Origin of the sequence: Nesterenkonia sp. PF2B19, from assembly GCF_001758425.2 — a bacterium.
Taxonomy (GTDB): Bacteria; Actinomycetota; Actinomycetes; order Actinomycetales; family Micrococcaceae; genus Nesterenkonia; species Nesterenkonia aethiopica.
The window spans coordinates 12370-33998 of record NZ_MDSS02000014.1 but is presented as its reverse complement, the minus strand read 5'-3'; the positions used below and the strand labels follow the sequence as shown (position 1 = coordinate 33998).

The window sequence follows — 21629 nt, the reverse complement described above, 5'->3', positions numbered from 1 at the left end:
GGCCGCCGTCGTCGTGGGTCAGCCCCTCCAGCTGGGCGATGATCTGCCATAGAGCCGCCGCACCAAGCGCAGGTACTCGGGGTGGTCCTGCCGGAGGGGGATGCCGGAGTCCACCAGCCAGTCCGGGAAGCCTCCGTGGCGCATCTCGCCATGGGACCACGGGCCCAGCCGGACGACGACGTCGAGTCCGTGGGCGGCGGCGAGCCGCACGAAACGCCGCAGATCCCGCGCACCGCTCCAGTCGAACTCACCGAGGCGGGGCTCATGATGCCGCCAGAACACATAGCTGGCCACCGACGTGAGTCCGCCGGACCGCGCCAGACCGAGCACATCAGACCAGTGCTCGGGCGCGATCCGGCTGAAGTGGATCTCCCCGGTGACGGGGAACCAGGGTTCCCCGTCCCGGGAGATCCACTTCTCTGCGGCGGTGATCCGGGGTGTCAGTTCAGCTCCGCTTCCATCTCCGAGATCATGTTCTCCGCAGCATCCTGGGGCGACTGGCGCTCGAAGAACACCTCCATCTCATACCGGTAGATGATGTCCTGCAGGCCGGAGAAGCCCAGGGACGGGACCGGCTCGGGCCCGGCCAGCTCGTCCTCGATGTCGGCGATGAACTCAGCTGAGACCAGGTCAGGGCCCTCGAGCTCGGGCAGGATAGCCTCGCGGACCGAGTTGTTGCCGGGCAGTCCGCGGTCCACCAGGTTCAGCATCCCCGCCTCCTCGGAGTTGACGAAGAAGTCGATGAACAGCTGCGCCTCCTCCGGGTGGTCCGTGGTGGCCGCGGCGGACATCAGCATGGAGGACTTGTACCACATGCCGTTGTCCTCCGCGCTGCCGGTGCTGCTGGGGAACCGGAGCAGCTCCAGGTCCACGCCGGAGGCCTCGGAGAGCCCGTTGATCTGGTTCGTCCACCACGGCGCCATGGCCACCTGACCGGTGCCCAGCAGGGACTGGTCCGGGCCGCTGGACTGGTTCTCCGACATCACAGCGGCCGAGGGAATCCCCTCACCCACCATGTCCAGGTAGTACTGGAAGTAGTCGGCGGCGTCGTCGGCGTCGAAGCCGAGTTCCCCCTCGTCGGTGGTCATGTGCTTGTCCTGCTGACGCAGCCAGACCTGGAAGCCCCCGGGCTCGTTGGGGTCGTTGGTGCCGTAGCCGTCGTCGAGGTTCTCACTCAGCTCGGCGCTGATCTCGGCGAAGTCGTCCCAGGTCCAGGTGGTGTCGTCAGGCAGCTCGACGCCGGCCTCGTCGAAGAGCTCCGGGTTGGCGATCAGCGCCAGGGAGTTGATGCCGGTGGTGATGCCGAACAGGCCCTCCTCGGTGCGGCCGTTGTCCACCGCGTCCTGGTCGAATTCGGAGACGTCGACGTCGCTGAGGTCCAGCAGGGCGCCGCGGTCCGCGTACTCGCGCAGATACTTGTCGTCCATCTGGATGACGTCGGGCATGTCATTGCCGGCGGACTGGGTGGCCAGCTGGTCCCAGTAGCCGGACCAGTCGCCGTACTCGGCGGAGATCGAGATGTGCGGGTGCTCCTCCTCGAAGGCGTCGATGATCTCCTGGGTGGTCTGATGGCGGGAGTCCGAGCCCCACCAGGTGAAGCGCAGCTGGACGTCCTCGTCCCCGCCGGCCTCCCCACCGCCGTCGGCGTCTCCGCCGCAGGCGGTCAGCGCCAGTGCTGACAGCGAGGTCACCGCCACTAGTTTGGACAGTCGTGTGAAGGTCGTCATGGAGTCCTCATTCATCGAGCGATACGGTGCGAGTCACCGCCGGCCCCCGAGCTGTGAGAGTGTGACCACCATCACTGGGCAAGCGGTTTCCACTGACTGTAGAGCGGTGTCGGAGACAGCGTCAACGGACTGACCGGCCTTCGCCGTTGCCCCTTGGACATGCAGTGATTCTCACCGCGTATGGGTGACCGCGCTCAGGTGAGCACCCGAGCATCGCGGCGTCAGTCTTTCCGCCCGATGAGCAGGCCCTCGTACTCCTGGGCGAAGTGCTCAGCAGAGGCCTGCATCCGGCACACGACGTCGGGGGCGCCGTCCGCATCCGCGGCGAGCTGGACCAGAACCTGCAGCTGGGCGAGCCAGTCTCCCACCACATGGGCGTGCAGGAAGAACGCATTCCCCTGCCAGGCCGCGGAGGTGTGGGTCTCGTAGCCGTAGCCGGGCAGCGGGTGCTCTCGGTGGCCTCCCACGCGGTAGGGGAAGACCCTGCGGTCGCCGTCGGCGGTGGTCAGCAGGAGCTCTCCGCCGTCCGTGCCGCAGGTCAGCTCCAGGGAGTCGAACTCTGCCGACGACGCCCCCTCCAGGCGGACGCGGACGCGGAAGCTCTCGGCGTCGCGCGGCGCGGACGCGGGCAGCGCGACGCCGGCCACCGGCGTGAGCCCCCGGGTCCGGACGGGCTCAGGCTCCAGTTCGGGAGGAGACTCAGGCTCGGGAGACCGGCCGCTGCGCGTCCACGCGGCCAGCGGCTCGAGAAGCTCGCTCCACAGGGCGTCGTGCAGCAGCTGCGCGTCGGACTCGAGGTGCTGGTTGTCTCCGGTCACGACGACGGCGGCGTCCAGCCAGGGCACCACCAGCATGATCTGACCACCCATCCCCCAGGCGGCGTAGCTCTCTCGCCGGCAGCGCCAGATCTGGTACCCATAACCCCACTGTGCCTCGGGATGCACGAAGCCGCCGGTGACCGTGGGCGTCTGCACCGCTGTGGCGGCCTGCAGGAACTCGGCGGAGACCAGCTGCTCATCGCCCCACCGACCGCGCTGGAGGCACAGCTGGGCGATCCGCGCCAGGTCCCGCGGGGCGGCGAACAGCCCCGAACCGCCATGGGCGACGCCACCCGGGTTCTCCACGACCTCCCGCCAGGTGGGTCGGCCGGCGAATGCCTCCTCCGGGAGCCCCAGCGGGCTGCGCAGGGCGCGCAGCGGCCCCATGCCCAGGGGGCGGCCGATGCGGGCGGCGAAGAACTCCTCGAAGGGCAGCCCGGTCAGCCGCTCCACCAGGGCGGTGAGCACCAGGGTGGCGGAGGTGTCATAGGCGAAGACGGCGCCGGGAGGCCGGGTCGGCGCCACCGTGAAGAAGGTGCGGACCCAGTCCGCGTCCGCCACCTGGGTGTAGGTGCTCTGCCCGTGCGCGGTGCGCATGGTCAGCAGGTCCTGAACCTCCATGGCCCGGATCCATGGGTGGGCGCCGTCGGCATGCTCGGGAAAGTGGTCGATGATGCGGTCATCCAGGCTGAGCGCGCCGTCGTCGAGGAGCACCCCGACCGCCAGCGCCACCAGTGACTTGCCCGCCGAGTAGAGCCGATGCGGACGGTCGGGTCCGTAGGGCCGCCAGTACGTCTCATGCTGCAGCTCCCCGGCGTGCACAACCACCACGCTGTGCATCACGAGACCTCGCGCCTGGAGCCGCGGAAGGAGGTGGTCCTCCACCTGCCGGCGGAACCATCCCGGTCCCGGGGCTGGCCTCACCGGAGGGTCTTCTCGAACCATGCGGCGGTGGCGGCCAGCGGCACGGCGATCTCCGGAATCTCCGGATACCAGGCGCGCTCCCACTCCAGGGAGATCCAGCCGGAGCCGCCGGCCAGCAGCCGCCCGATCTCCTCCAGCGGCAGGTCGCCCTCCCCGGTCACGGCAGGACCCCACCCGCGCTCCATCGAGGCGTCCTTGACCTGCACGTAGTGCGCGTTCTCACCCAGCAGGCGGGCGGAGTCTGCCGGCTCCTCTCCGTTGATGTACGGGTGCAGCACGTCCCAGATGACGCCGACTCGGGCGTCGTCGGCCAGCGGCCCCAGCAGCGCCAGGACGTCCTCGGCGGTCGGGTGGGAGTCGTGCGTCTCCAACAGCAGCTGCACCCCGGTGGCCTCGAGGTCCTCCAGCACCGCCTCGATCCTGCGCCGCGCGGCCGGGCGGCCGGCGGAGGTCCCGCCGGGGAACACGCGGATCGCCGGCGCCTCCATGACCTCGGCGAGCCGGATCAGTGCGCGCAGCTCCTCGATGACGGCGTCGTCGTCCCCATCCTCGCCGCCGCAGACCCGCGCATAGCCGGCCAGACAGGAGATCTGCAGTCCGGCGTCGGTGACGTGCTTCGCCGCCTCCCGGGCGGCCGTCTCCCCCATGCCGAGGGTGACCTCCTCATCGGGATGCACGCGCAGCTCGATCCCGTCGCAGCCGTGATCCAGCCCGGTGCGGACCGCTTCCACCACGGGCCGGCCGGGCATCCCCAGCGTGCTGAAGCTCAGCCTCCAGGTCATGATCCTTCTCCCTCGTCGTAGCGCCGGACCTCTGCGGCCTCGAACCGCACCGTGATGAGCGCCGGCTCGCCGGCCCAGCGGAAGGAGACCTCCTCCGGGGTCACGGTCAGATCCACGACGCCGACCGGGGCGTCAGCGTCGACCCTGCCGTCAGCGTCGACCCTGCCGTCGGCGTCGGCCCTCACGTCAGCGTCTCCCGTGGAGCCAGTGTCACCCTCGGCATGACCGGCGGCAACATCGGCCGTCCGGCCCGTCACGCGGGCGTGCGACACCAGCACGGCCGGCCCGGCCGTGACGGAGCCGCTGAGCGAGGCCTGCAGCGCAGGGATCTCGCACCATTCAGCGAATGCCGTGCCGGCGGGGGAGCTCAGCGTCTCCTCGCCGTGCCAGCCGTGCAGCCCCTGCAGGGTGGAGCGCAGGTGTCCGCCGGGCTGCACGGCCCAGCCGGTGTGCTGGACCTCCAGGGGGAAGCATGCACCGATGATCCGGTCGATGCGGACCTCGTCGGCTCCCCGGGCCACCACCCAGGACTCCACGCGGAGCCCGGGGATCGCCGGTGCACCCTGCGGGAAGATCGGCGTGTGCCAGGAGGCCGCCCACGCCCATCCGCCGCCCCCACCGGCCCCGATGCGGTGGATCCGACGGCGCACACTGGTGCGCCCGCGGAAACGGATGGCCACGTGGTTGTCCGGAACCTCGCCGCGCGGTGTGGGTCCGGTGGCCGTGGAGTACGCGAGCCGGGAGTAGAGCGGATCCTCCACGCCGGACTCCTCCCCCTGGTGCGGGCGGAGGTGGTCGCTGCCGTGGTTGTGGATCCGCACGACGCCGTCGTCACGGGTGGCCTGCACCGCCCAGCCGGTGGCGGACATGCCGAAGGCGACGTCATGGTCGTCCAGGGGTCGGCGCCCCTCCACGCTGCGCCACAGCGGTGCGTCATCGGGCTGCAGCAGCCCGACGAACGCCTTGGCGGCCCACAGCGGGGAGGCCGGCCCGGAGTAGCGCTGCACCGTGGCCGGATGCGGACCGTGCCAGCCGAGGCTCAGCAGCCCGTGCTCGGTGAGTGCGCCATGCTCCAGGAAGTGGCGCAGGGTGGCGTTCAGCAGCCGCTTGGACTCCCCCGGGGGCATCGGCGTGTCCCCGGTGACCGCCCCCAGCGCGACGGCGGCGACGGCGGCGAACCGGTAAGTCATGGAGCGGCCCTGGAACAGCGGGGCGCCGTCGGCGCCGAAGAGGTGCCGGTACTCCTGGAGGAACTCCTCCAGGCGGGAGCCGTGGATCCCCGACTCGCCCCGCAGGTGGTCGTCCAGGACCGGATAGAGGTGCAGCGCCCAGCCGATGTAGTGGTCGATGCTCTGCCCGTCGCCGTCGGTGTACCAGCCCTGCCCGAGGTTCCACTGCTCCAGCAGGTGCAGGGCCCGCTCCCGGGCGGCCGCGGTGAGCTCGTCCCCACGGCCCACGGACTCCAGGAAGCCGGCCACCGAGTAGGGGAAGAGGTACCAGTTGTTGGCCGCCGGCAGGGAGGTGATCGCTCCGCGCAGCCAGGACTCCACGGCGTCCTGGACGTCCTCGTCGAGCCGGTCCCACAGCCAGGGGCGGGTCAGGCGCAGACACAGCGCGATGGAGGCGGACTCCACCATCGGCTGCCCCTGGACGTCATGGTCCCGGATGGTCAGCCACGGCTCCGCTCCCGGAGACCCCGCGGGCGCGGTCCCTGCCCGCAGGCCCTCGGCGTAGCGGTCCAGCCAGCCGTGCGGGTCCGCACCGTCGGCCCCGCGGACCCGGAAAGCGGCGGCCAGGAACGAGCGGGCGAAGCCCTCCAGGCCGTCCGAGCGGACCCCGCTACGCGATGCGGGACCCGGCAGGTTCAGATGCGCCCCGGCCGGGCTGGCCCACTGCCAGGCCGAGCCGACCAGGTGGTCCGCCATCGCCTCCCAGTGGGCGCGCGTGTATCCCGTGTACGGGCTGGACTCCCAGTCCGGCTCGGGGAAGCGGATCCCTGAACCGGGGAGAATGTCGCCGGGACGGACGATGTGCTGGTGACCTGGGGTCATGGAAGGGCTCGCCTTTCTGTGGTCAGGCTTCATTGATCTCATGGACGACGCCGAGAGCGGAAGACTCGAAGCCTCACCCCAGCACTCGACCCGTGAGGAGGGCATGTTCCACATCCCTCCGTCCATGGTGGCGGGCCAGGGCGGCCGCCTGGTCCCAGTCATAGGCAATGGAGCGCAGCTCGACCCTCCACCGACCACAGACGTCATCGATGATCGCGTACTGGGCGTGCGGCGTGCCCGCCTCCATCACATGGGGGTACGGCGTCGAGGAGTCATAGGCCGGATAGCCGACGCTGCCCGGGTTCACCACCAGTGAGCCGTTGGAGAGCGTGACAGCCCGCTGCAGGTGCGTATGCCCGCACAGCAACAGGTCGTAGGAGAGGAATCCCCCGAGACGCTCCTCGACCTCGTGAGGCTCGGCCGCCCTGGCGCCGTCGGGAGTGATCGTGTCGAGAAGGTACTCCGTGTCGCTGGTGGGCGTGCCATGAAACGCCAGCACGTCGGGGCGAATCTCCACCGTCAGCGGCATCTCGGCAAGCCAGCGTCGGTGGTGGTCCTCCAGCTGATCATGGGCCAGTCGGTCGGACTCTCCCATGTCCTCGGGCGGCGTCTCGAGCACCTGCCGCTCGTGGTTTCCCCGGACATCGATCGTGGGGATGCCGACACGCATCAGCAGGTCCGCCGTCTCCGCCGGAGCGACACCTCCGGAGAGATGATCTCCGAGGTTGACGAGCACATCGGCTCGCTCAGCATCGAGGACCTGAAGGACGGCCTCCGCGGCGAAGCAGTTGCCATGGACGTCGGCGATGGCGGCGATACGCATGATCAGACGTTACCCGAGGGGTGTCGATCGAACGGGGCGGAGACGGCTCCTTCGGCCCACCCGCAGCCGCGGCACCGCCAGCAGCCCGGAGGCGACGTCGGCGAGCGCCAGCTCCAGGGCCTGCATGCCGAAGCGGCGGCCGTGATGCTCCCGGGCGGTCTCCACCATGCGGGTCAGGGCGTCGTCGGCGGCCAGGCGGTGGCTGGTGACATTGGCGACCTCCACGGTGAGCACATGGGTGCCCCCGGGGGTGACCAGTCCGGTGAGGTCCACCCGGTACGGGGTCCGCCAGACCACGCCGGCCTCGCGCCCGTCCACCCGAACCACCGCCACCACGCCCACCGGCGGAGTCACCTCGGCCCGGAAGGAGGCCTCCATGAGTCCGCTGGAGGCGGGATCGGCCAGCTCATGCGGCTCGGCGGCTCCGAAGTCGAGGATCACCTGCCGGGCGTCGTCGTCCACCCGGAGGGTGGTCGTGTACTCGGCGGCGCCGGAGTACAGCTCCCGCCCGGGCACCTGCTCCCACTGATGCGGCAGCGAGACGGGACGCGGCTCCGGCTCGTCCGGAAAGCGCACCTGCCAGTCGGTGAGCTCGACGGCGGCCTCGTCCCCGGCCGCCGAGGTGCTGCTCGGGTTCACCTGGTCACCCTCCTGAGGCTCGCCGTCGTGCTGGATCAGCACGGCGGCCTCATAGGCCTCCAGACGCAACGGCAGGTCGCCGCCCTCGCCGCCCGGATCCAGGTGATGGACGCTGAGCACCTCACCGGTCTCCGCATCCCAACGCTCCACCGTGGACCCGGCGGGGTCCCGCCCGGGGTCCTGTCGGAAGGACAGCGTCACCTCGGCAGGCGCGGAGCCGGTGTTCGCCACGAAGTGCACCCGCAGGGCCGATCGGCCCGCCCCCAGCTGCCGGGTGGTCACGGCGACGGTCTCATTCGGCGCGCCGTCGGCTCCGGCCAGGCGCACCGGGCCGGACACCCACCGGGTCGCCTCAGCGGCCGAGTCCACGCTCACCCCGAGCCGCGCAGTGCCGCCGAGGTCCAGCACCGCCCCGCCGGCCTCCACCACGGCGGCCAGCCAGGCCCGCGTGGGCTCGGGGATGTCGCGGGCGGACGGAAGCACCACCACGGGGAACCGCCCCGGATCCAGGTGGGCGACGGCGTCGTCGTCGAACAGGTCGAAGTCCGCCCCGGCGGTGCGCAGCGCATGCGGCAGCTCGTCGCCGATGTGCTGCCGGGTCTCCTTGTAGAGGTCGCGGCGGCCGGCGGCGGCGAATCCGGCATAGACGTCCCGGGCGGGCACGTAGATCCCGACGTCGGAGAGGCGGCGCCCCTGCCGCATCAGCCAGGACAGCCGGTGGACGGTGCCCCACAGGGCCGGAGCGGCGGCCCACCAGGTGTTGCGATCATCCAGAGCCCCGGAGGCGTAGAAGACCCGCCCCAGGCTGCCGTCCTCGGGCCGCGAAGAGTTCGGCCAGCCGTGGCCGATGAACTGGTTGATGCCCATCAGCAGGTGGTCCTGGGCCTCGGCCAGGATGTCCAGCGGGGTGGAACGGAAGGACGGCGAGTGCGTCCAGGTCCAGGCCTCGGAGGAGATCACCTGCTGGCCGTGGATCTGCCCGGCGGAGCTGGCCCACCGGCAGGCGGTGACCACGTCCCAGCCCCAGCCCTCGCCCTCATAGCGGTCCGCGTGCCGGTAGGAGCTCACCGTGGCGGCAGGCTCCCCATAGCCCTGGATCCGGAACGGCACACCCTTCTGCCGGGCCCAGTCGCCGATCACGCGGATGAAGTTCTCCTCCAGCAGCTCGGTGAGCGTGCGGTGGTAGTCCGCGCGGAACGCGGCGCCCTCCTGCCCGGGCAGGGGCAGCTTCCACAGGTGAGGCACGACGTCGTAGCCGCGTCGGGCGGCGAACTCCTCCGGCAGCCGCGGCGTCCAGTCGGCGTCGTAGACCTCGAGGCTGTCGCAGAACACGGTGCCGATCCGATCGACCCCGACGGCCTCGACCAGCGGCTCCGCGACGGCGTCGAGATGGGCGCGGGCAGCTTCGGCCGAGAGGTGGTCCAGCGCCCAGCCCTCGGCCCCGACGGCGGCACGTTTCAGCGCCTGCCGGGTCAGCCGGGACACTGCGATGAGGACCACCCGCGGCCCCCGGCCCTCCGGGATGAGCAAGTCCCCGCCGTCGGTCGCCAGCGGGGTGAAGGCCTGAGGCGTCTCGTGGGTGGTGCCGTCGCCGATGTAGCCGGCGATGAACTCGTCGCCGGGCCAGACGGCGGGGATCGGCAGCCGATGCGCGGCCATCGGGACTTCTTCGTGGGTCCAGCTGATCTTCCGGGCCGCCGTGGACTCGTCCACATGGGGCCCGCCGTAGGGCCAGCCGGAGCCCAGGGTGACGTCGAAGCGCAGGCCCCGCTGCTGTGCGGCCTCGGCGGCGAACCGAAGATCCGCCAGGAAGGTCTCCGAGAGGTAGCGGTCCGTCCGGGCGCTGAGCGGGTAGACCACGGCGACCTCGACGCCGCCCAGGCCGGCCTCGCGCATCCTGTCCAGGTCCCGTACCAGGTCGTCCCGGACGACGTCGGGACCGAACCACCACCAGCGCATCATGGGGCGGGCGGCGGGGTCGGGGGCACGGAAGCCTTCCAGCAGCTCCGCCCGAGCGACCTGGGCCCCTGCGGGAACCTCTGCGGGAGTCTGGGCGGGGGTCTCAGCGCGAGTCTGGGCGGGGGAAGCGGCCGGCGTCATGGAGTGCCTCTCAACGGTGTCGGATGGGTGGTCGTGCTGGAGGGGACGACCTCGCACCAGGCCGTCCCCTCCATGAGACCCCGCGGGGCCTCCGCCGCCGGGCGGATCACAGGGACCCGGCGGCGCGTCTTATGCCGGGCTGGCCCGGCGTCGGCCGTCCTCAGCCGATGGTGGACTCGAACTCGGCGTGCATGGCCTCGGCCGCCTCGGCAGGGGTCATGCGCTCGAAGAACACCTCGGCCTCATAGCGGTGGATGATGTCGGCCAGCTGCCCGAAGCCGGTGGCGGGCACCGGCACCGGCTCGCCGAGCTCGTCCTCGATGGTGTCCATGAACTCCGTGGCGGCCGTATTGGCCTCGTCCATGCTGTTCATCAGCTGCGGCCTGATCTCCGTGTTGGCGGAGAGACCGCGGTCGGTCATGTTGATCTCCGCCGACCGCAGGTCGTTGACGAAGAAGTCCAGGAATTCCACGACCTCCTCCGGATGTTCGGTGGTCGCCGAGGCGGAGACCATGCCGGTGTTGTACCACTGCTGGGCGTCGGCCACGTCTCCGCTGGGGCTGGGCAGGCGCAGGAGCTCGAGCTCCTCCCCGCCCGCATCGCGCAGGGCACCGAGCAGATTGGTCCAGCTGAACGCCATCGCCGCGCCGCCGGTGGCCTCCAGCGACTGGTCCTGCGGGGCCGTGAGCTCCTCCACCATGATCTCCGCCGGCGGGTAGGCCCCGGAACGGCGCAGCTCGTCGGTGAAGCGCAGATACTCCTCGAGGTGCTCGACCTCCACTCCGAGCTGACCGTCGGCGTCGGTGAGCTGCACGCCCTGCTGGCGCACCCAGGCCTGCAGAGACTGCGGCTCGGCGGGCCCGGAGGCGCCGTAGACGTCGTCGAGCTCCGCGCTGATCTGCTCCGCGATCTGCGCGAAGTCATCCCAGGTCCAGGTGGAGTCGTCGGGCATCTCGACGCCGGCCTCCTCGAAGAGCCGCGGATTGGCCACCACGGCCACCGCGTTCATTCCGGAGGCGAGCCCGTAGTACTCGCCGTCGACCGTGCCGGACTCGATGATCTCCTCCGGCATTGCGCTCAGGTCCACCGCCGAGAGGTCCAGCAGAGCGCCGCGCTCCCCGTATTCACGCAGATAGGGGGCGTCCATCTGGAAGATGTCGGGCGCCTGGCCTCCGGCGGCCTGGGTGGCCAGCTGGTCCCAGAACCCGTCCCAGTCGTTGTATTCGATGACCACCTCGATGTGCGGGTGGTCCTCCTCGAAGATCTCGATGATCGCCTCGGTGTTCTGCACCCGAGTGTCCGAGCCCCAGAAGGCGAAGCGGAGCGTGACGTCCTCGTCCGCCGCTGCGGCGTCCCCGTCGCCCGCACCGCCGGCGCCGCAGCCCGTGAGGGCCACGACGGCGGCGAGTGCGGCGCCGGTCAGGCGTGCGGTGCGGATGCCCATCACTCGAGGATGCGGTTCGCGGCGTCGACGAAGGACTCCGCGGCCTCATCGGCATCCATGCGGCCGAAGAAGACGTCCTGGCTGCGCAGGGAGAGCTCGTCGGAGATGCCGGTGAATCCGACGGGCGGCATGGGCTCGGCCGAGGTGATCTCGTCCCCGAGCGCGTCCACCAGCTCGGCGACCACCAGGTCCTGCCCGTCCACCTCCTCGACCACGGCCTCGCGCACCTCGTCGTTGGACGGCAGTCCACGGTCCATCATGTTGTGCATGCCCGCGTCCACCGAGTTGATGAAGTGGTCGATGAACAGCTGCGCCTCTTCGGGGTGGTCGGTCCCTGCGGTGGCGCCCAGCAGCATGGTGTTCTTGAACCAGAGGCCGTTGTCCTCGGCCTGACCGGTGGGGCTGGGGAAGCGCAGCGGGATCAGGTCCACTCCGGCCGCCTCGGTCAGGGCGGGCAGCTGGTTGGTCCAGGACATGCCCATCGCGGCGCGGTGGGTGGCGATCAGGGAGTCCTCCATGACGGCGGACTCCTCCTCGGCCATCTCCGAGGCGCTCGGCAGGCCGCCTTCGTCGATGAGCTCCTCGAGGAAGGTGAAGTACTCCTCGATGTCCTCGGACTCCGCCCCGAGCTGGCCCTCCTCGGTGAACAGCCCCTTGTCCTGCTGGCGCAGCCAGACCATGAGCGTCTGGGCGATGGGGTTGTTGGTGCCGTAGGCGCCGGTCTCCTCCTGGATGGTCGAGGAGATGTCGATGAAGTCGTCCCAGGTCCAGGTGGTGTCATCGGGAATCTCCACGCCGGCCTCCTCGAAGAGCTCCGGGTTGGCCATCATGACCAGGGCGTTGACGCCGGTGGGGATGGCGTACTGGACACCTTCGGACTGGCCGCCCTCCACGATCGTGGGGTCGATGCCGGAGGTGTCGACGTCGGTCAGCTCCAGCAGGGCGCCGCGGTCGGCGTACTCGCGGATGAACTCGTCATCGAGCTGCACGACGTCGGGAGCGTCGCCCGAGGCGACCTGGGTGGCCAGGGTGTCCTGGTAGCCCGTCCAGTCGTTGAACTCACCGTCGATGGTGATGTGCGGGTGCTCTTCGGTGAAGTCGTCGATGATCGCCTGGGTGTTGGCGTGCCGGTGGTCGGATCCCCACCAGGCCACGCGGAGGTGGACCTCTTCGTCCCCTCCGGCGTCGCCTCCGCCGTCTCCGCCGCCGCAGGCTGTGAGCGTCACGGCCCCGACGGCGGCCGCCGCGGTCAGCGTGACCAGCTTCGTGTGCTTCATGCGTGTCCCCTCGTGTATGCGGTGATGGGGCTCCGATCCCGAAGTGTAACGATTCAATCTCGCGCCCCGCCCCTGTGCGATCAGGTTGCTCATCAGGCTATGTATGATACACAGCACAGTCAATGAATCGATTCATATTCGGCGATGCCCGTCGCGCATCGTCCGATGCACCGACACGCCCCACCCAGATCGCTGAGCCCCGACCACCTGCCTGGGGATCGAGAATCTGGGTGGGGCGTGGGCAGCGCCGGCAGCGTCGCTCAGCCGTGCACCGGATGCTCCCCGGCGCCATGGCCCTTGCCGTTGTTGTTGCCCGGCCCGCGCGGCGGCGTGCGGTCGCCGTCGCCCGAACCGCCGTCACCCGAGCCGCTGCCGACCTCCGGCATCAGCTCGATGACCGTGGGCTCTTCGATGGCGCCGATGCGCGCGCCGGTGCCCTCGGGGGCGACGTCGGTCAGCTCCAGAAGACCGTGCATCTGCACCGAACCGTCCTCACCGATCTCGGGGCGGACGCCGTCGACGTCCACGGACTCGAACCAGTCCTCGGTCACCTCCGCCGGGCGGGAGTCGTCTTCACCGGCCCGCTGCCCGTCGAAGTAGTTGCTCGGGTCCTGCAGCAGCGAGGTGTCCTCCTGGCCCAGCTGCAGCGAGTCCTCGCGGCTGCCCCGCCAGGACAGCGCACCGGTGATCTCATAGGCCGTCTCCGGCGCGTTGGTGTGCAGCTGGATGCCGGACCCACCCATCTCCTCGGAGACCAACCCGTTGCCCACGGTGGTGACGTCCTGCAGGCGCACATCCGGGCCGGAGTTCGAGGTCACCCCGTGGGAGAGGTTGTTGTAGGCCACCGAGTTGCGCAGCAGGTGGTCCCCCGGCATGGACTCGCCGCCGAGCTTGAAGCCGTTGCCCTGGCGCAGGACGTCCAGACCCTGCTCCTCGAGCCAGCCGTTGCTGTAGGCCACTGAGTCCTCGATGGTCACGGTGCCGATCGACCCGGTGGTCGACTTCGCATAGAGGTCATAGCCGTCGTCGATATTGTGATGCGAGATCGTGTGGCGGAAGACGTTGCCCTCCCCCACGGTGAGCTTGGCGGCGAAGCCGTCGGCGTCGTTGACGTTGGGGTCCGCGTTGCTGTGCGACTCCGAGGAGACCACCAGGTTGTGGGAGGGCCACATCTCGAACGGCTCGTTGCCGTTGCCGGAGATCTGCAGTCCGGTGTCCCCGTTGTGGTGGGTCTCGATCCGTTCGATCACGTTGTGGTGGCCCTGGATGAGCAGCGGCTTCTGATAGCCGCGCGAGCGGGTGATCTCCAGGTCATGGAGGTGCCAGTGGTCGCCCCGCAGCACCAGGCCGCCGGTGGAGGACTCCGAGAGGTCCAGCGTGGCGCGGCCCTCGGGGGAGGACATCAGCGTGATGGGCTGCTCGGAGGTGCCGTCGCGGCCCCGCTCGACGACGATCGCCTCCTGCGGCCGATACGTGCCCTCGGCCAGCACGATCTGCTGACCCGGCTGGGCATAGGCGACCGCGGTGGGCAGGTCCAGCGGGTCCGCCTGGGTGCCGTCACCGTCGGCGTCGCCGTTCGGGGCCACGTGGAGGGACTCTCCCGGGTCGCCGTAGCGGGCCACATGGAAGCTCAGCTCCAGCTCCACCGGATCGGTGGAGGCCAGCTCCTCCCAGTTCTCGTAGTGCGGCTGCTCCTCGTGTGGGGTCAGCCGGGCGGTGAAGGAGTTGTCCCCGGGCTCCAGTCCGGCGAGCTCCACCAGCTCGCGTTGGCCGGGCTCGAGGTCCACCGTCTCGGTGGCCTCCTCGCCGTCCTCGTCGAGGATGACGGCTTCGCCGTAGGCGTCGGCGAGCAGCGGCACTTCGATCTCGGCGTGCGGGGTGGTGCTGGTGATGTCTGCGGACAGGGTCGGCGTCACCTGCTCGGTGGGACGCTCCAGCGGATCCTCGTCGTCGTCCGGGTGGATGGTGGTGAAGCTCCAGTCGGTGACGGCGGTGCGGATGTTGCGTGCGGTGAACAGCCCGACGTAGTAGCGCTCCTCGTCCTGGACCAGGAGCATGTTCGGGTCGTAGCTGATGGACTCGAGCTCTTCGCCGTCGCGGTGCCAGATCGCGTGGAACCCGGTGTTGGACTTCCGCAGGCTCAGCTCGTAGACGTCCCCGGCCTCGAACCGGGGCGGGTTGGTGTTGCCCCCCTCCACGAGGCCGTCCTTGTGGTGCCAGTCGAAGGCCCGGGAATCGGTCATGTCCCGGTCCGAGGAGTTCTGCGTGGGGGCCTCCGTATAGCCGTGGACGACCTTCCCGCCGGGGGTGCCGTAGCGGGTGCCGGTCTCGCCGTCGAGGCTGGTGTGGTACTTCGCGACCTGCGTCCCGGCGGAGTTGAAGTACCGGGCGGCGCCGGAGTTCGGAATGAAGTCGTCGACGGCGATCAGCCCGAACCCGGACTGATTGTCCTTGCCGGAGGCGTCCTCGACCTCGAAGGTCGCCTCCAGGGTGAAGTTCTCCGTCTCCGGGTCGACCTCGGTGTAGTGGTACCAGAAACCGTCCTCGGAGTCGGCTATCTTGCCGCTGTTGCCGACGGCGTCGAAGGTGAGTGTGCCGTCGTCGTGGGTGATGACCTCGCCGCCGGAGCCCACTCCGGTGTGGGCGGTGTGCCAGCGGTCGGCGTCTTCGGGGCCGGTGGCACTCTCCGTGGCAGCAGTGGCGCCGGTGATCGTGGTGGCCAGCAGCGCCGAGGCGGTGAGCAGCGCCAGCGGTGCGCGGCGGATGCGGCGGCGTGGGGAATCCATGGATCTCCTCAGGGAGTGGGCGATAGGACCCCCTGACCCTATGTGTGAGATGAGTCACTGCTCAATGCTGAGGAGAGCGTTTTCCGGTGCCGATGCGGCATGCGGCGATACAGCGCGGGAATGGCGCCCGCGCGCCCCGACCAGATTCTCGAGCCCCTCGCATCTGCGTGGGGATCAGAGATCTGGACGGGGAGGGCGCGGCGGAGCGGGACAGGTGCGACGGGGCGCGCGGGACAGGTGCGACGGGGCGCGCGGGGCAGGGCGACAGAGGCGCGCAGCCCGCTACCGGATCTCGGACTCCATCTCGGAGACCATCGCCTCGGCGGCGTCGGCCGGAGACATGCGGTCGAAGAGCACCTCGTCCTGGTACCGGTAGAGGATCTGCTGGAACGCGGACCCGCCCATGGCCGGCACAGGCTCGGAAGGACCGAGCTCGCCCTCGATCTCGTCGATGTATTCGGCCATGACCAGCTGGGCGCCGTCCAGCTCCTCGGTGACCACCTGGCGGATCTCGTTGTTCGGCGGGATGCCACGCTCGGCCATGTCGATCAGCGCGGCCTCCTCCGAGTTGACGAAGAAGTCGATGAACTGCTGGACCTCCTCCGGGTGATCGGTGGTCGCGCTGCCGGAGAGGAACATCGAGGACTTGTACCAGGGCATGGCATCCTCGGCACTGCCGGTGTGGCTGGGGAACCGCAGCAGCTCCAGCTGGGTGCCCGCCGATTCGGAGAGCGCCACCGACTGGTTGGACCACCAGGCGCGCATCGCCACCTGGCCGGCGGTGGTCAGCGACTGATCCGGCCCCACTCCCTGGTCCTCCGCGAGCGCGGAGGCCGACGGCGTGGCTCCGGCCTCCAGCAGCTCGACGAGGTACTCGAAGTAGCTCTCGGCATCCTCCGCGGTGAAGCCGAGCTGCCCGTCCTCATCGCTGAGATGTCCGCCCTGCTGGCGGACCCAGGTCTGGAATCCGCCGGTCTCGTCGAAGCCGCCAGCACCCCAGGCGCCGTCGAGGCCCTCGCTGAGCTCGACGGCGATGTCCCGGTAGTCGCCCCAAGTCCAGGTGGTGTCGTCCGGCATGTCCACCCCGGCCTCCTCGAAGAGGTCCGGATTGGCCAGGACGGTGAAGGCGTTGATGCCGATGGTCACTCCGTACAGGCCGCCCTCGGTGCGGCCGTTGTCCACCACGGTCTCGTCCATCTGCGAGGTGTCCACCTCGTCCAGGTCCAGCAGCGAGCCGCGGTCCGCGTACTCGCGCAGGTACAGCTCGTCCATCTGGATGATGTCCGGGGCGTCGGCGGCGGCGGTCTGCGTGGCGAGCTGGTCCCAGTAGCCGTCCCAGTCGCCGAAGTCTCCATTGATGCTGATGTGCGGGTGCTCCGCTTCGAAGGCATCGATGATCTCCTGGGTGTTCTGGTGACGGGCGTCCGAGCCCCACCAGACGAAGCGGAGGGTGACGTCGCCGTCGTCGCCCTCTTGTCCTCCGCAGCCGGCGAGCACCAGCGTGGCGGCGGCGAGGCCGGCGGTCAGAACCGTGGCGCGACGGCGGCGGCGCGGCACGGGCGTGGAACGGCGATGGTCCATGATGTCCCCCTGGAGAGTGATCGTTCACCTTGTCCTGACAATCTAAGGTGACTCACCTCACAGGTCAATGATGATCCCCGAAGGCAACCACCACGGGGCGGAGACGGCGTATCGGCGGGTCGGTGGGGCCTCAGGGCAGCCGGGTGCTCTCCCGGAGCACGGGGGCGCCCTCCACCACCATGCGGCGTTCGGCATCCCCGGGTGCCAGCGTCATCGACGCCGTCATCCGGCCGATCTCTTCCAGGGGCAGCCGGACGGTGGTGATCGAGGGGAACTGGTCGGCCAGCGTCGGAATGTCGTCGAAGCCGGCGAGCGCGACATCCTCGGGAACGCGCAGTCCCGCCTCGCGGATCGCCGCCAGGGCACCCAGCGCCATGACGTCGTTGACGCAGAACACGCACAGCGGCCCGCCCCCCTCAGACCCCTCCGCCGCGGAGACCGCACCGGAGCTGATGAGCTCGCCCATCATGAAGTAGCCGCCGTCGCGGGTGAAGGTGCCCTCCTTGACCACCTCCGGAACGACGCCGGCCGCCTTGAGCTTGGCGATGAACCCGTCGGAGCGCTGCGCCGAGGTGGACAGCTCCTGCTCTCCGCTGAGCACGGCGAAGCGCCGGTGCCCAAGCTTGAGCAGCTCGGAGGCCAGCGCGGCAGCCCCGGCCTCGTTGTCGATCTGCACACCGCCGGCGGTCGGGAAGGGCTGACCGATCATGGAGACCTTCCCGCCGTTGTCCTGATAGGTCTCCAGCACCTTCTGCAGCAGGGCGTCGTCCTCCATGCCGCGGGAGCCGGCCAGGAGTATCGCATCGGTCCGGTATGACATGAAGGCGCGCACCGCCTCTACCTCCGCCGCGGCCTCGCGTTCCGTGGAGGCCAGCATGAGCTGGACGCCGGTCCCGGCCAGGCCGCGCTGCGCCCCGCGGGCGATCGAAGAGAAGTACGGATCGGCGATGTCATGGACGATCAGGCCCATCAGGCCGGCCGAGGATCGGGCAAGCGCTTGCGCCTGCGCATTGGGGAAATAGCCCAGCTCCTCGGCGGCCGCGCGCACGCGGTCGGCGATCTCGGGCTTGGGCCGACGGGTGGATCCGTTGAGCACTCGGGAGGCCGTGGACTGGGACACCCCGGCGGCCTTGGCCACGTCGGCCAGACGGACAGCCATCTGAAGCTCCTGCCTGTGACAGTTGACACACTCTTTGGAGCGATACTACCGTGGAAAGCGCATTCCAACATCATCGCCCCGCCAGACCCCCTGCAAGGAGCCCCGATTCCATGACTGAGCCCCGCGTCCTCCGCATCGCCATGAACGGCATCACCGGCCGGATGGGCTACCGCCAGCACCTGCTGCGCTCCATCCTCCCCATCCGCGACCAGGGCGGCATCACGCTCGCCGACGGCTCCAAGGTCACCGTCGAGCCGATCCTCGTCGGTCGCAACGAGTCCAAGATCAAGGAGCTCGCCGCCAGGCACGACGTCGAGCACTGGACCACCGACCTCGACGGGGCCATCAACGACCCGTCAGTGGACATCGTCTTCGACGCCTCCATGACCTCCCTGCGCCCCGCCACGCTGTCCAAGGCGATCGCCGCCGGCAAGCACATCTTCACCGAGAAGCCCACCGCCGAGACCCTCGAGGAGGCCGTGGACCTGGCGCGCCAGGCCAAGACCGCCGGCATCACCGCCGGCGTCGTCCACGACAAGCTCTACCTGCCCGGCCTGGTGAAGCTGCGCCGCCTGGTGGACGAGGGCTTCTTCGGCCGCATCCTCTCCCTGCGCGGCGAGTTCGGGTACTGGGTCTTCGAGGGCGAGGTCCAGCCCGCCCAGCGCCCCTCCTGGAACTACCGTCTGGCCGACGGCGGCTCCATGACCACCGACATGTACTGCCACTGGAACTACGTGCTCGAAGGCATCATCGGCACGGTCAAGTCCGTCACGTCCAGGACCGCCACCCACATCCCCACGCGCTGGGACGAGAACTGCGAGCCCTACGACGCCGACGCCGACGACGCCGCCTACGGCATCTTCGACCTGGAGACCCCGCAGGGCGACCAGGTGGTCGGCCAGATCAACTCCTCCTGGGCGGTGCGCGTCTACCGCGACGAACTCGTGGAGTTCCAGATCGACGGCACCCACGGCTCCGCCGTCGCCGGCCTGAACAAGTGTGTGGCCCAGCAGCGCGCCCACACGCCGAAGCCGGTGTGGAACCCGGACCTCCCGGTCACCGAGTCCTTCCGCGACCAGTGGATGGAGGTCCCCGCCAACGCCGAGCTGGACAACGGCTTCAAGCTGCAGTGGGAGGAGTTCCTCGCCGACGTCGTCGCCGGCCGTGACCACCGGTTCGGCCTGCTCTCCGCCGCCCGCGGCGTCCAGCTCGCCGAGCTCGGCCTGAAGTCCCACGCCGAGCGCCGCACCCTCGACATCCCGGAGATCACCCTGTGAGCACCACCAGCACCACCAGCACTGCCAGCGCCCCCGCACAGCAGACCACGCCCCTGCCCACGCTGACGCTGCCGTCGCTCGACGGCGGCACCGTGGAGTACACCATGACCGGCCAGGCCGACCCCTCCCTGGGGCCGTTCACCCGCCCGGAGAAGCCCCTGACCTCCCGGAAGGTCTACGCCGCCGCCCATGTGGTGCCGGTGATGTCCGCGGACAACGTCCCCGGCGCGCCGGCCCAGCTGGACTGGGAGGCCACGCTGGCCTACCGGCACGAGCTGTGGTCCTACGGGCTCGGCGTCGCCGACGCATGGACACCGCCCAGCGCGGCATGGGCCTGGACTATGAGGCCACGAAGGAGCTCATCCGTCGTTCGGCGGCGGAGGCCGCGGCGGTCGTCGAGGCCGGCACCTACCCGGCACTGGCCGGCCGCACCGTGCGCGACCTCGTCGCCTGCGGCGCCGGCACCGACCAGGTGGACCCGGCCTCCGTGGAGCCGGGCGAGGCCGGGATCCAGACCGTGCTCGCCGCCTACCTGGAGCAGCTGGAGGTCGTGGAGACCTCTGGGGCGAAGGTGATCCTCATGGCCTCCCGCGCCCTGGCCAAGGTCGCCTCCGGGGCCCAGGACTACCTGGACGTCTACACCCGCCTGCTGACCACCGCCCAGGAGCCGGTGGTGCTGCACTGGCTCGGCCCCATGTTCGACCCGGCGCTGGCCGGCTACTGGGGATCCGACGACGTCGCCGAGGCCACCGAGACCTTCCTGACCCTGATCCGGCAGAACCCGGAGAAGGTCGACGGCGTGAAGGTCTCCCTGCTGGACGCCGAGCACGAGAAGCGCCTGCGCGCCGCTCTGCCGGAGGGCGTGCGGCTCTACACCGGCGACGACTTCAACTACCCGGAGCTCATCGACGGCGACGACACGGCGTACTCGGATGCGCTGCTGGGCATCTTCGCCGCCATCTACCCGGCGGCGTCCACGGCTCTGCAGGCCTACGACGCCGGCGATGCGGCCCGCGGGCGCGCCATCCTCGACTCCACCCGGGAGCTGGGGAAGCACATCTTCAGCGCCCCGACGTTCTACTACAAGACGGGCATCGCCTTCCTGTCCTGGCTCAACGGACACCAGTCCGGCTTCCAGCTGGTCGGCGGACTGCACGCGGGACGCTCGCTGCCGCACCTGGCGCACACCTTCGTCCTGGCCGACCAGGCCGGGCTGCTCCCCGACCCGCAGCTGGCCGCCGAACGCATGGCCAGCCTGCTGAAGACCGGAGGCCTCGCATGAGCTTCGAGCTGTCGCTGAACACGGGCACCACCCCACAGCTGTCCCTGCAGGAGGCCGTCGACGCCGTCGCCGCCGCCGGGCTCTCCCACATCGGCCCCTGGCGTCACCTGCTGGAGCAGGCAGGCGGGGCGGAGAAGGCCGCGCAGATCATCTCCGGCGCCGGACTGAGCGCCACCACGCTGTGCCGCGGCGGATTCCTCACCCCGGCCGACGCCGCAGGGCGGGCCGCCGCGCTGGAGTCCAACCGGGCGGCGATCCGTGAGGCGGCCGCCATCGGCACCGGTGAGCTGATCATGGTGGTCGGCGGGCTCCCCTCCGCCGCGCACCTGCTGGGCGGGGAGGGCGACCGGGCGGACAAGTCGATCGTGGACGCCCGCGCCCGCGTGGCCGACGGCATCGCCGAGCTGCTGCCCTACGCCGCCGAGCACGGCGTGCGGCTGGTGCTGGAGCCGCTGCACCCGATGTATGCGGCGGACCGTGCGGTGCTCTCCACGCTGGGAGAGGCCCTGGACCTGGCGGCCCCGCATCCGGCGGAGACGGTCGGCGTCGTCGTCGACACCTTCCATGTGTGGTGGGACCCCCAGCTGCAGGAGCAGATCGCCCGCGCCGGCCGCGAGGGTCGTCTCGCCAGCTACCAGGTGTGCGACTTCAACCTGCCGATCGCCGCCGACGCCCTGAAGTCCCGCGGGATGATGGGCGACGGCCATGTGGACTTCCCCACGATCTCCCGGTGGGTGGCCGAGGCCGGCTACACGGGACCGGTCGAGGTGGAGATCTTCAACGAGGAGATCAACGCCCAGGACGCCGCCGTGACGCTGGAGACGATGAAGACGCGCTACGCCGACCTGGTGGAGCCGTTCCTGACGGCCGCGTCCGCCCACACCCCGTCCGCCGCCGTCTGACCATCCCCACCCATCGAGTGGCCACGAACCACGGGATCTCCCGGCTGACACGCCGTG

14 protein-coding genes and 1 pseudogene are annotated in these 21629 nt (G+C 70.2%); 3 read left to right on the top strand and 12 right to left on the bottom strand.

The genetic code is table 11. The features are described from left to right. Positions 1 to 18: 18 nt before the first annotated feature. The 12 genes from BCY76_RS19855 to BCY76_RS06120 form a co-directional block, all read right to left on the bottom strand. Positions 19 to 411: a beta-galactosidase gene (locus BCY76_RS19855; protein WP_272896822.1), complete on the bottom strand. Its 393-nt coding sequence runs from the start codon at positions 409 to 411 to the stop codon at positions 19 to 21. 29 nt (positions 412 to 440) lie between these two features. Then, positions 441 to 1727, bottom strand: coding sequence for an ABC transporter substrate-binding protein (locus tag BCY76_RS06170; protein WP_070160375.1), 1287 nt, complete (start codon positions 1725 to 1727; stop codon positions 441 to 443). Between the two features lie 221 nt (positions 1728 to 1948). Continuing rightward, positions 1949 to 3376 (bottom strand): serine hydrolase domain-containing protein, encoded by a 1428-nt coding sequence (locus BCY76_RS06165; protein ID WP_170922611.1) that lies wholly within the window; start codon positions 3374 to 3376, stop codon positions 1949 to 1951. Positions 3377 to 3465: 89 nt separating this feature from the next. Continuing rightward, positions 3466 to 4251, bottom strand: a complete 786-nt coding sequence (locus BCY76_RS06160) for a sugar phosphate isomerase/epimerase family protein (RefSeq protein WP_070160379.1) — start codon at positions 4249 to 4251, stop codon at positions 3466 to 3468. Then, positions 4248 to 6302, bottom strand: a complete 2055-nt coding sequence (locus tag BCY76_RS06155; RefSeq protein WP_083277524.1) for a DUF2264 domain-containing protein — start codon at positions 6300 to 6302, stop codon at positions 4248 to 4250. Before BCY76_RS06155 ends, BCY76_RS06160 begins: the two co-directional genes overlap by 4 nt. Positions 6303 to 6375: 73 nt before the next feature. Next, complete coding sequence (locus BCY76_RS06150; RefSeq protein WP_070160381.1) at positions 6376 to 7125, bottom strand: metallophosphoesterase family protein; 750 nt, start codon at positions 7123 to 7125, stop codon at positions 6376 to 6378. A 9-nt stretch (positions 7126 to 7134) separates the two neighbouring features. Then, complete coding sequence (locus BCY76_RS06145) at positions 7135 to 9864, bottom strand: glycosyl hydrolase (RefSeq protein ID WP_085437358.1); 2730 nt, start codon at positions 9862 to 9864, stop codon at positions 7135 to 7137. A 160-nt stretch (positions 9865 to 10024) separates the two neighbouring features. After that, a complete protein-coding gene (locus BCY76_RS06140) occupies positions 10025 to 11308 on the bottom strand; it encodes an ABC transporter substrate-binding protein (RefSeq protein WP_070160396.1) in 1284 nt (427 codons plus the stop codon). Beyond that, complete coding sequence (locus BCY76_RS06135; protein ID WP_070160386.1) at positions 11308 to 12585, bottom strand: ABC transporter substrate-binding protein; 1278 nt, start codon at positions 12583 to 12585, stop codon at positions 11308 to 11310. The genes BCY76_RS06140 and BCY76_RS06135 overlap by 1 nt, the downstream gene beginning before the upstream one ends. A 260-nt stretch (positions 12586 to 12845) precedes the next feature. After that, positions 12846 to 15371: a right-handed parallel beta-helix repeat-containing protein gene (locus tag BCY76_RS06130; protein ID WP_085437356.1), complete on the bottom strand. Its 2526-nt coding sequence runs from the start codon at positions 15369 to 15371 to the stop codon at positions 12846 to 12848. Between the two features lie 282 nt (positions 15372 to 15653). Then, positions 15654 to 16952: an ABC transporter substrate-binding protein gene (locus tag BCY76_RS06125; RefSeq protein WP_070160392.1), complete on the bottom strand. Its 1299-nt coding sequence runs from the start codon at positions 16950 to 16952 to the stop codon at positions 15654 to 15656. Positions 16953 to 17082: 130 nt separating this feature from the next. Beyond that, entirely contained in the window at positions 17083 to 18111 is a 1029-nt protein-coding gene (locus BCY76_RS06120) for a LacI family DNA-binding transcriptional regulator (protein WP_070160394.1), read from the bottom strand. A 110-nt stretch (positions 18112 to 18221) separates the two neighbouring features. On the opposite strand from BCY76_RS06120, the gene BCY76_RS06115 reads away from it, so the two are divergent. From BCY76_RS06115 to BCY76_RS06105, 3 genes and pseudogenes are all read left to right on the top strand, one after another. Further along, positions 18222 to 19388 (top strand): Gfo/Idh/MocA family protein, encoded by a 1167-nt coding sequence (locus BCY76_RS06115; RefSeq protein WP_085437354.1) that lies wholly within the window; start codon positions 18222 to 18224, stop codon positions 19386 to 19388. A gap of 53 nt (positions 19389 to 19441) precedes the next feature. Then, a pseudogene (locus BCY76_RS06110) lies at positions 19442 to 20670 on the top strand (dihydrodipicolinate synthase family protein). After that, positions 20667 to 21572, top strand: coding sequence for a sugar phosphate isomerase/epimerase family protein (locus BCY76_RS06105; RefSeq protein WP_085437352.1), 906 nt, complete (start codon positions 20667 to 20669; stop codon positions 21570 to 21572). The pseudogene BCY76_RS06110 and the gene BCY76_RS06105 overlap by 4 nt, the downstream one beginning before the upstream one ends. Positions 21573 to 21629 lie beyond the last annotated feature (57 nt).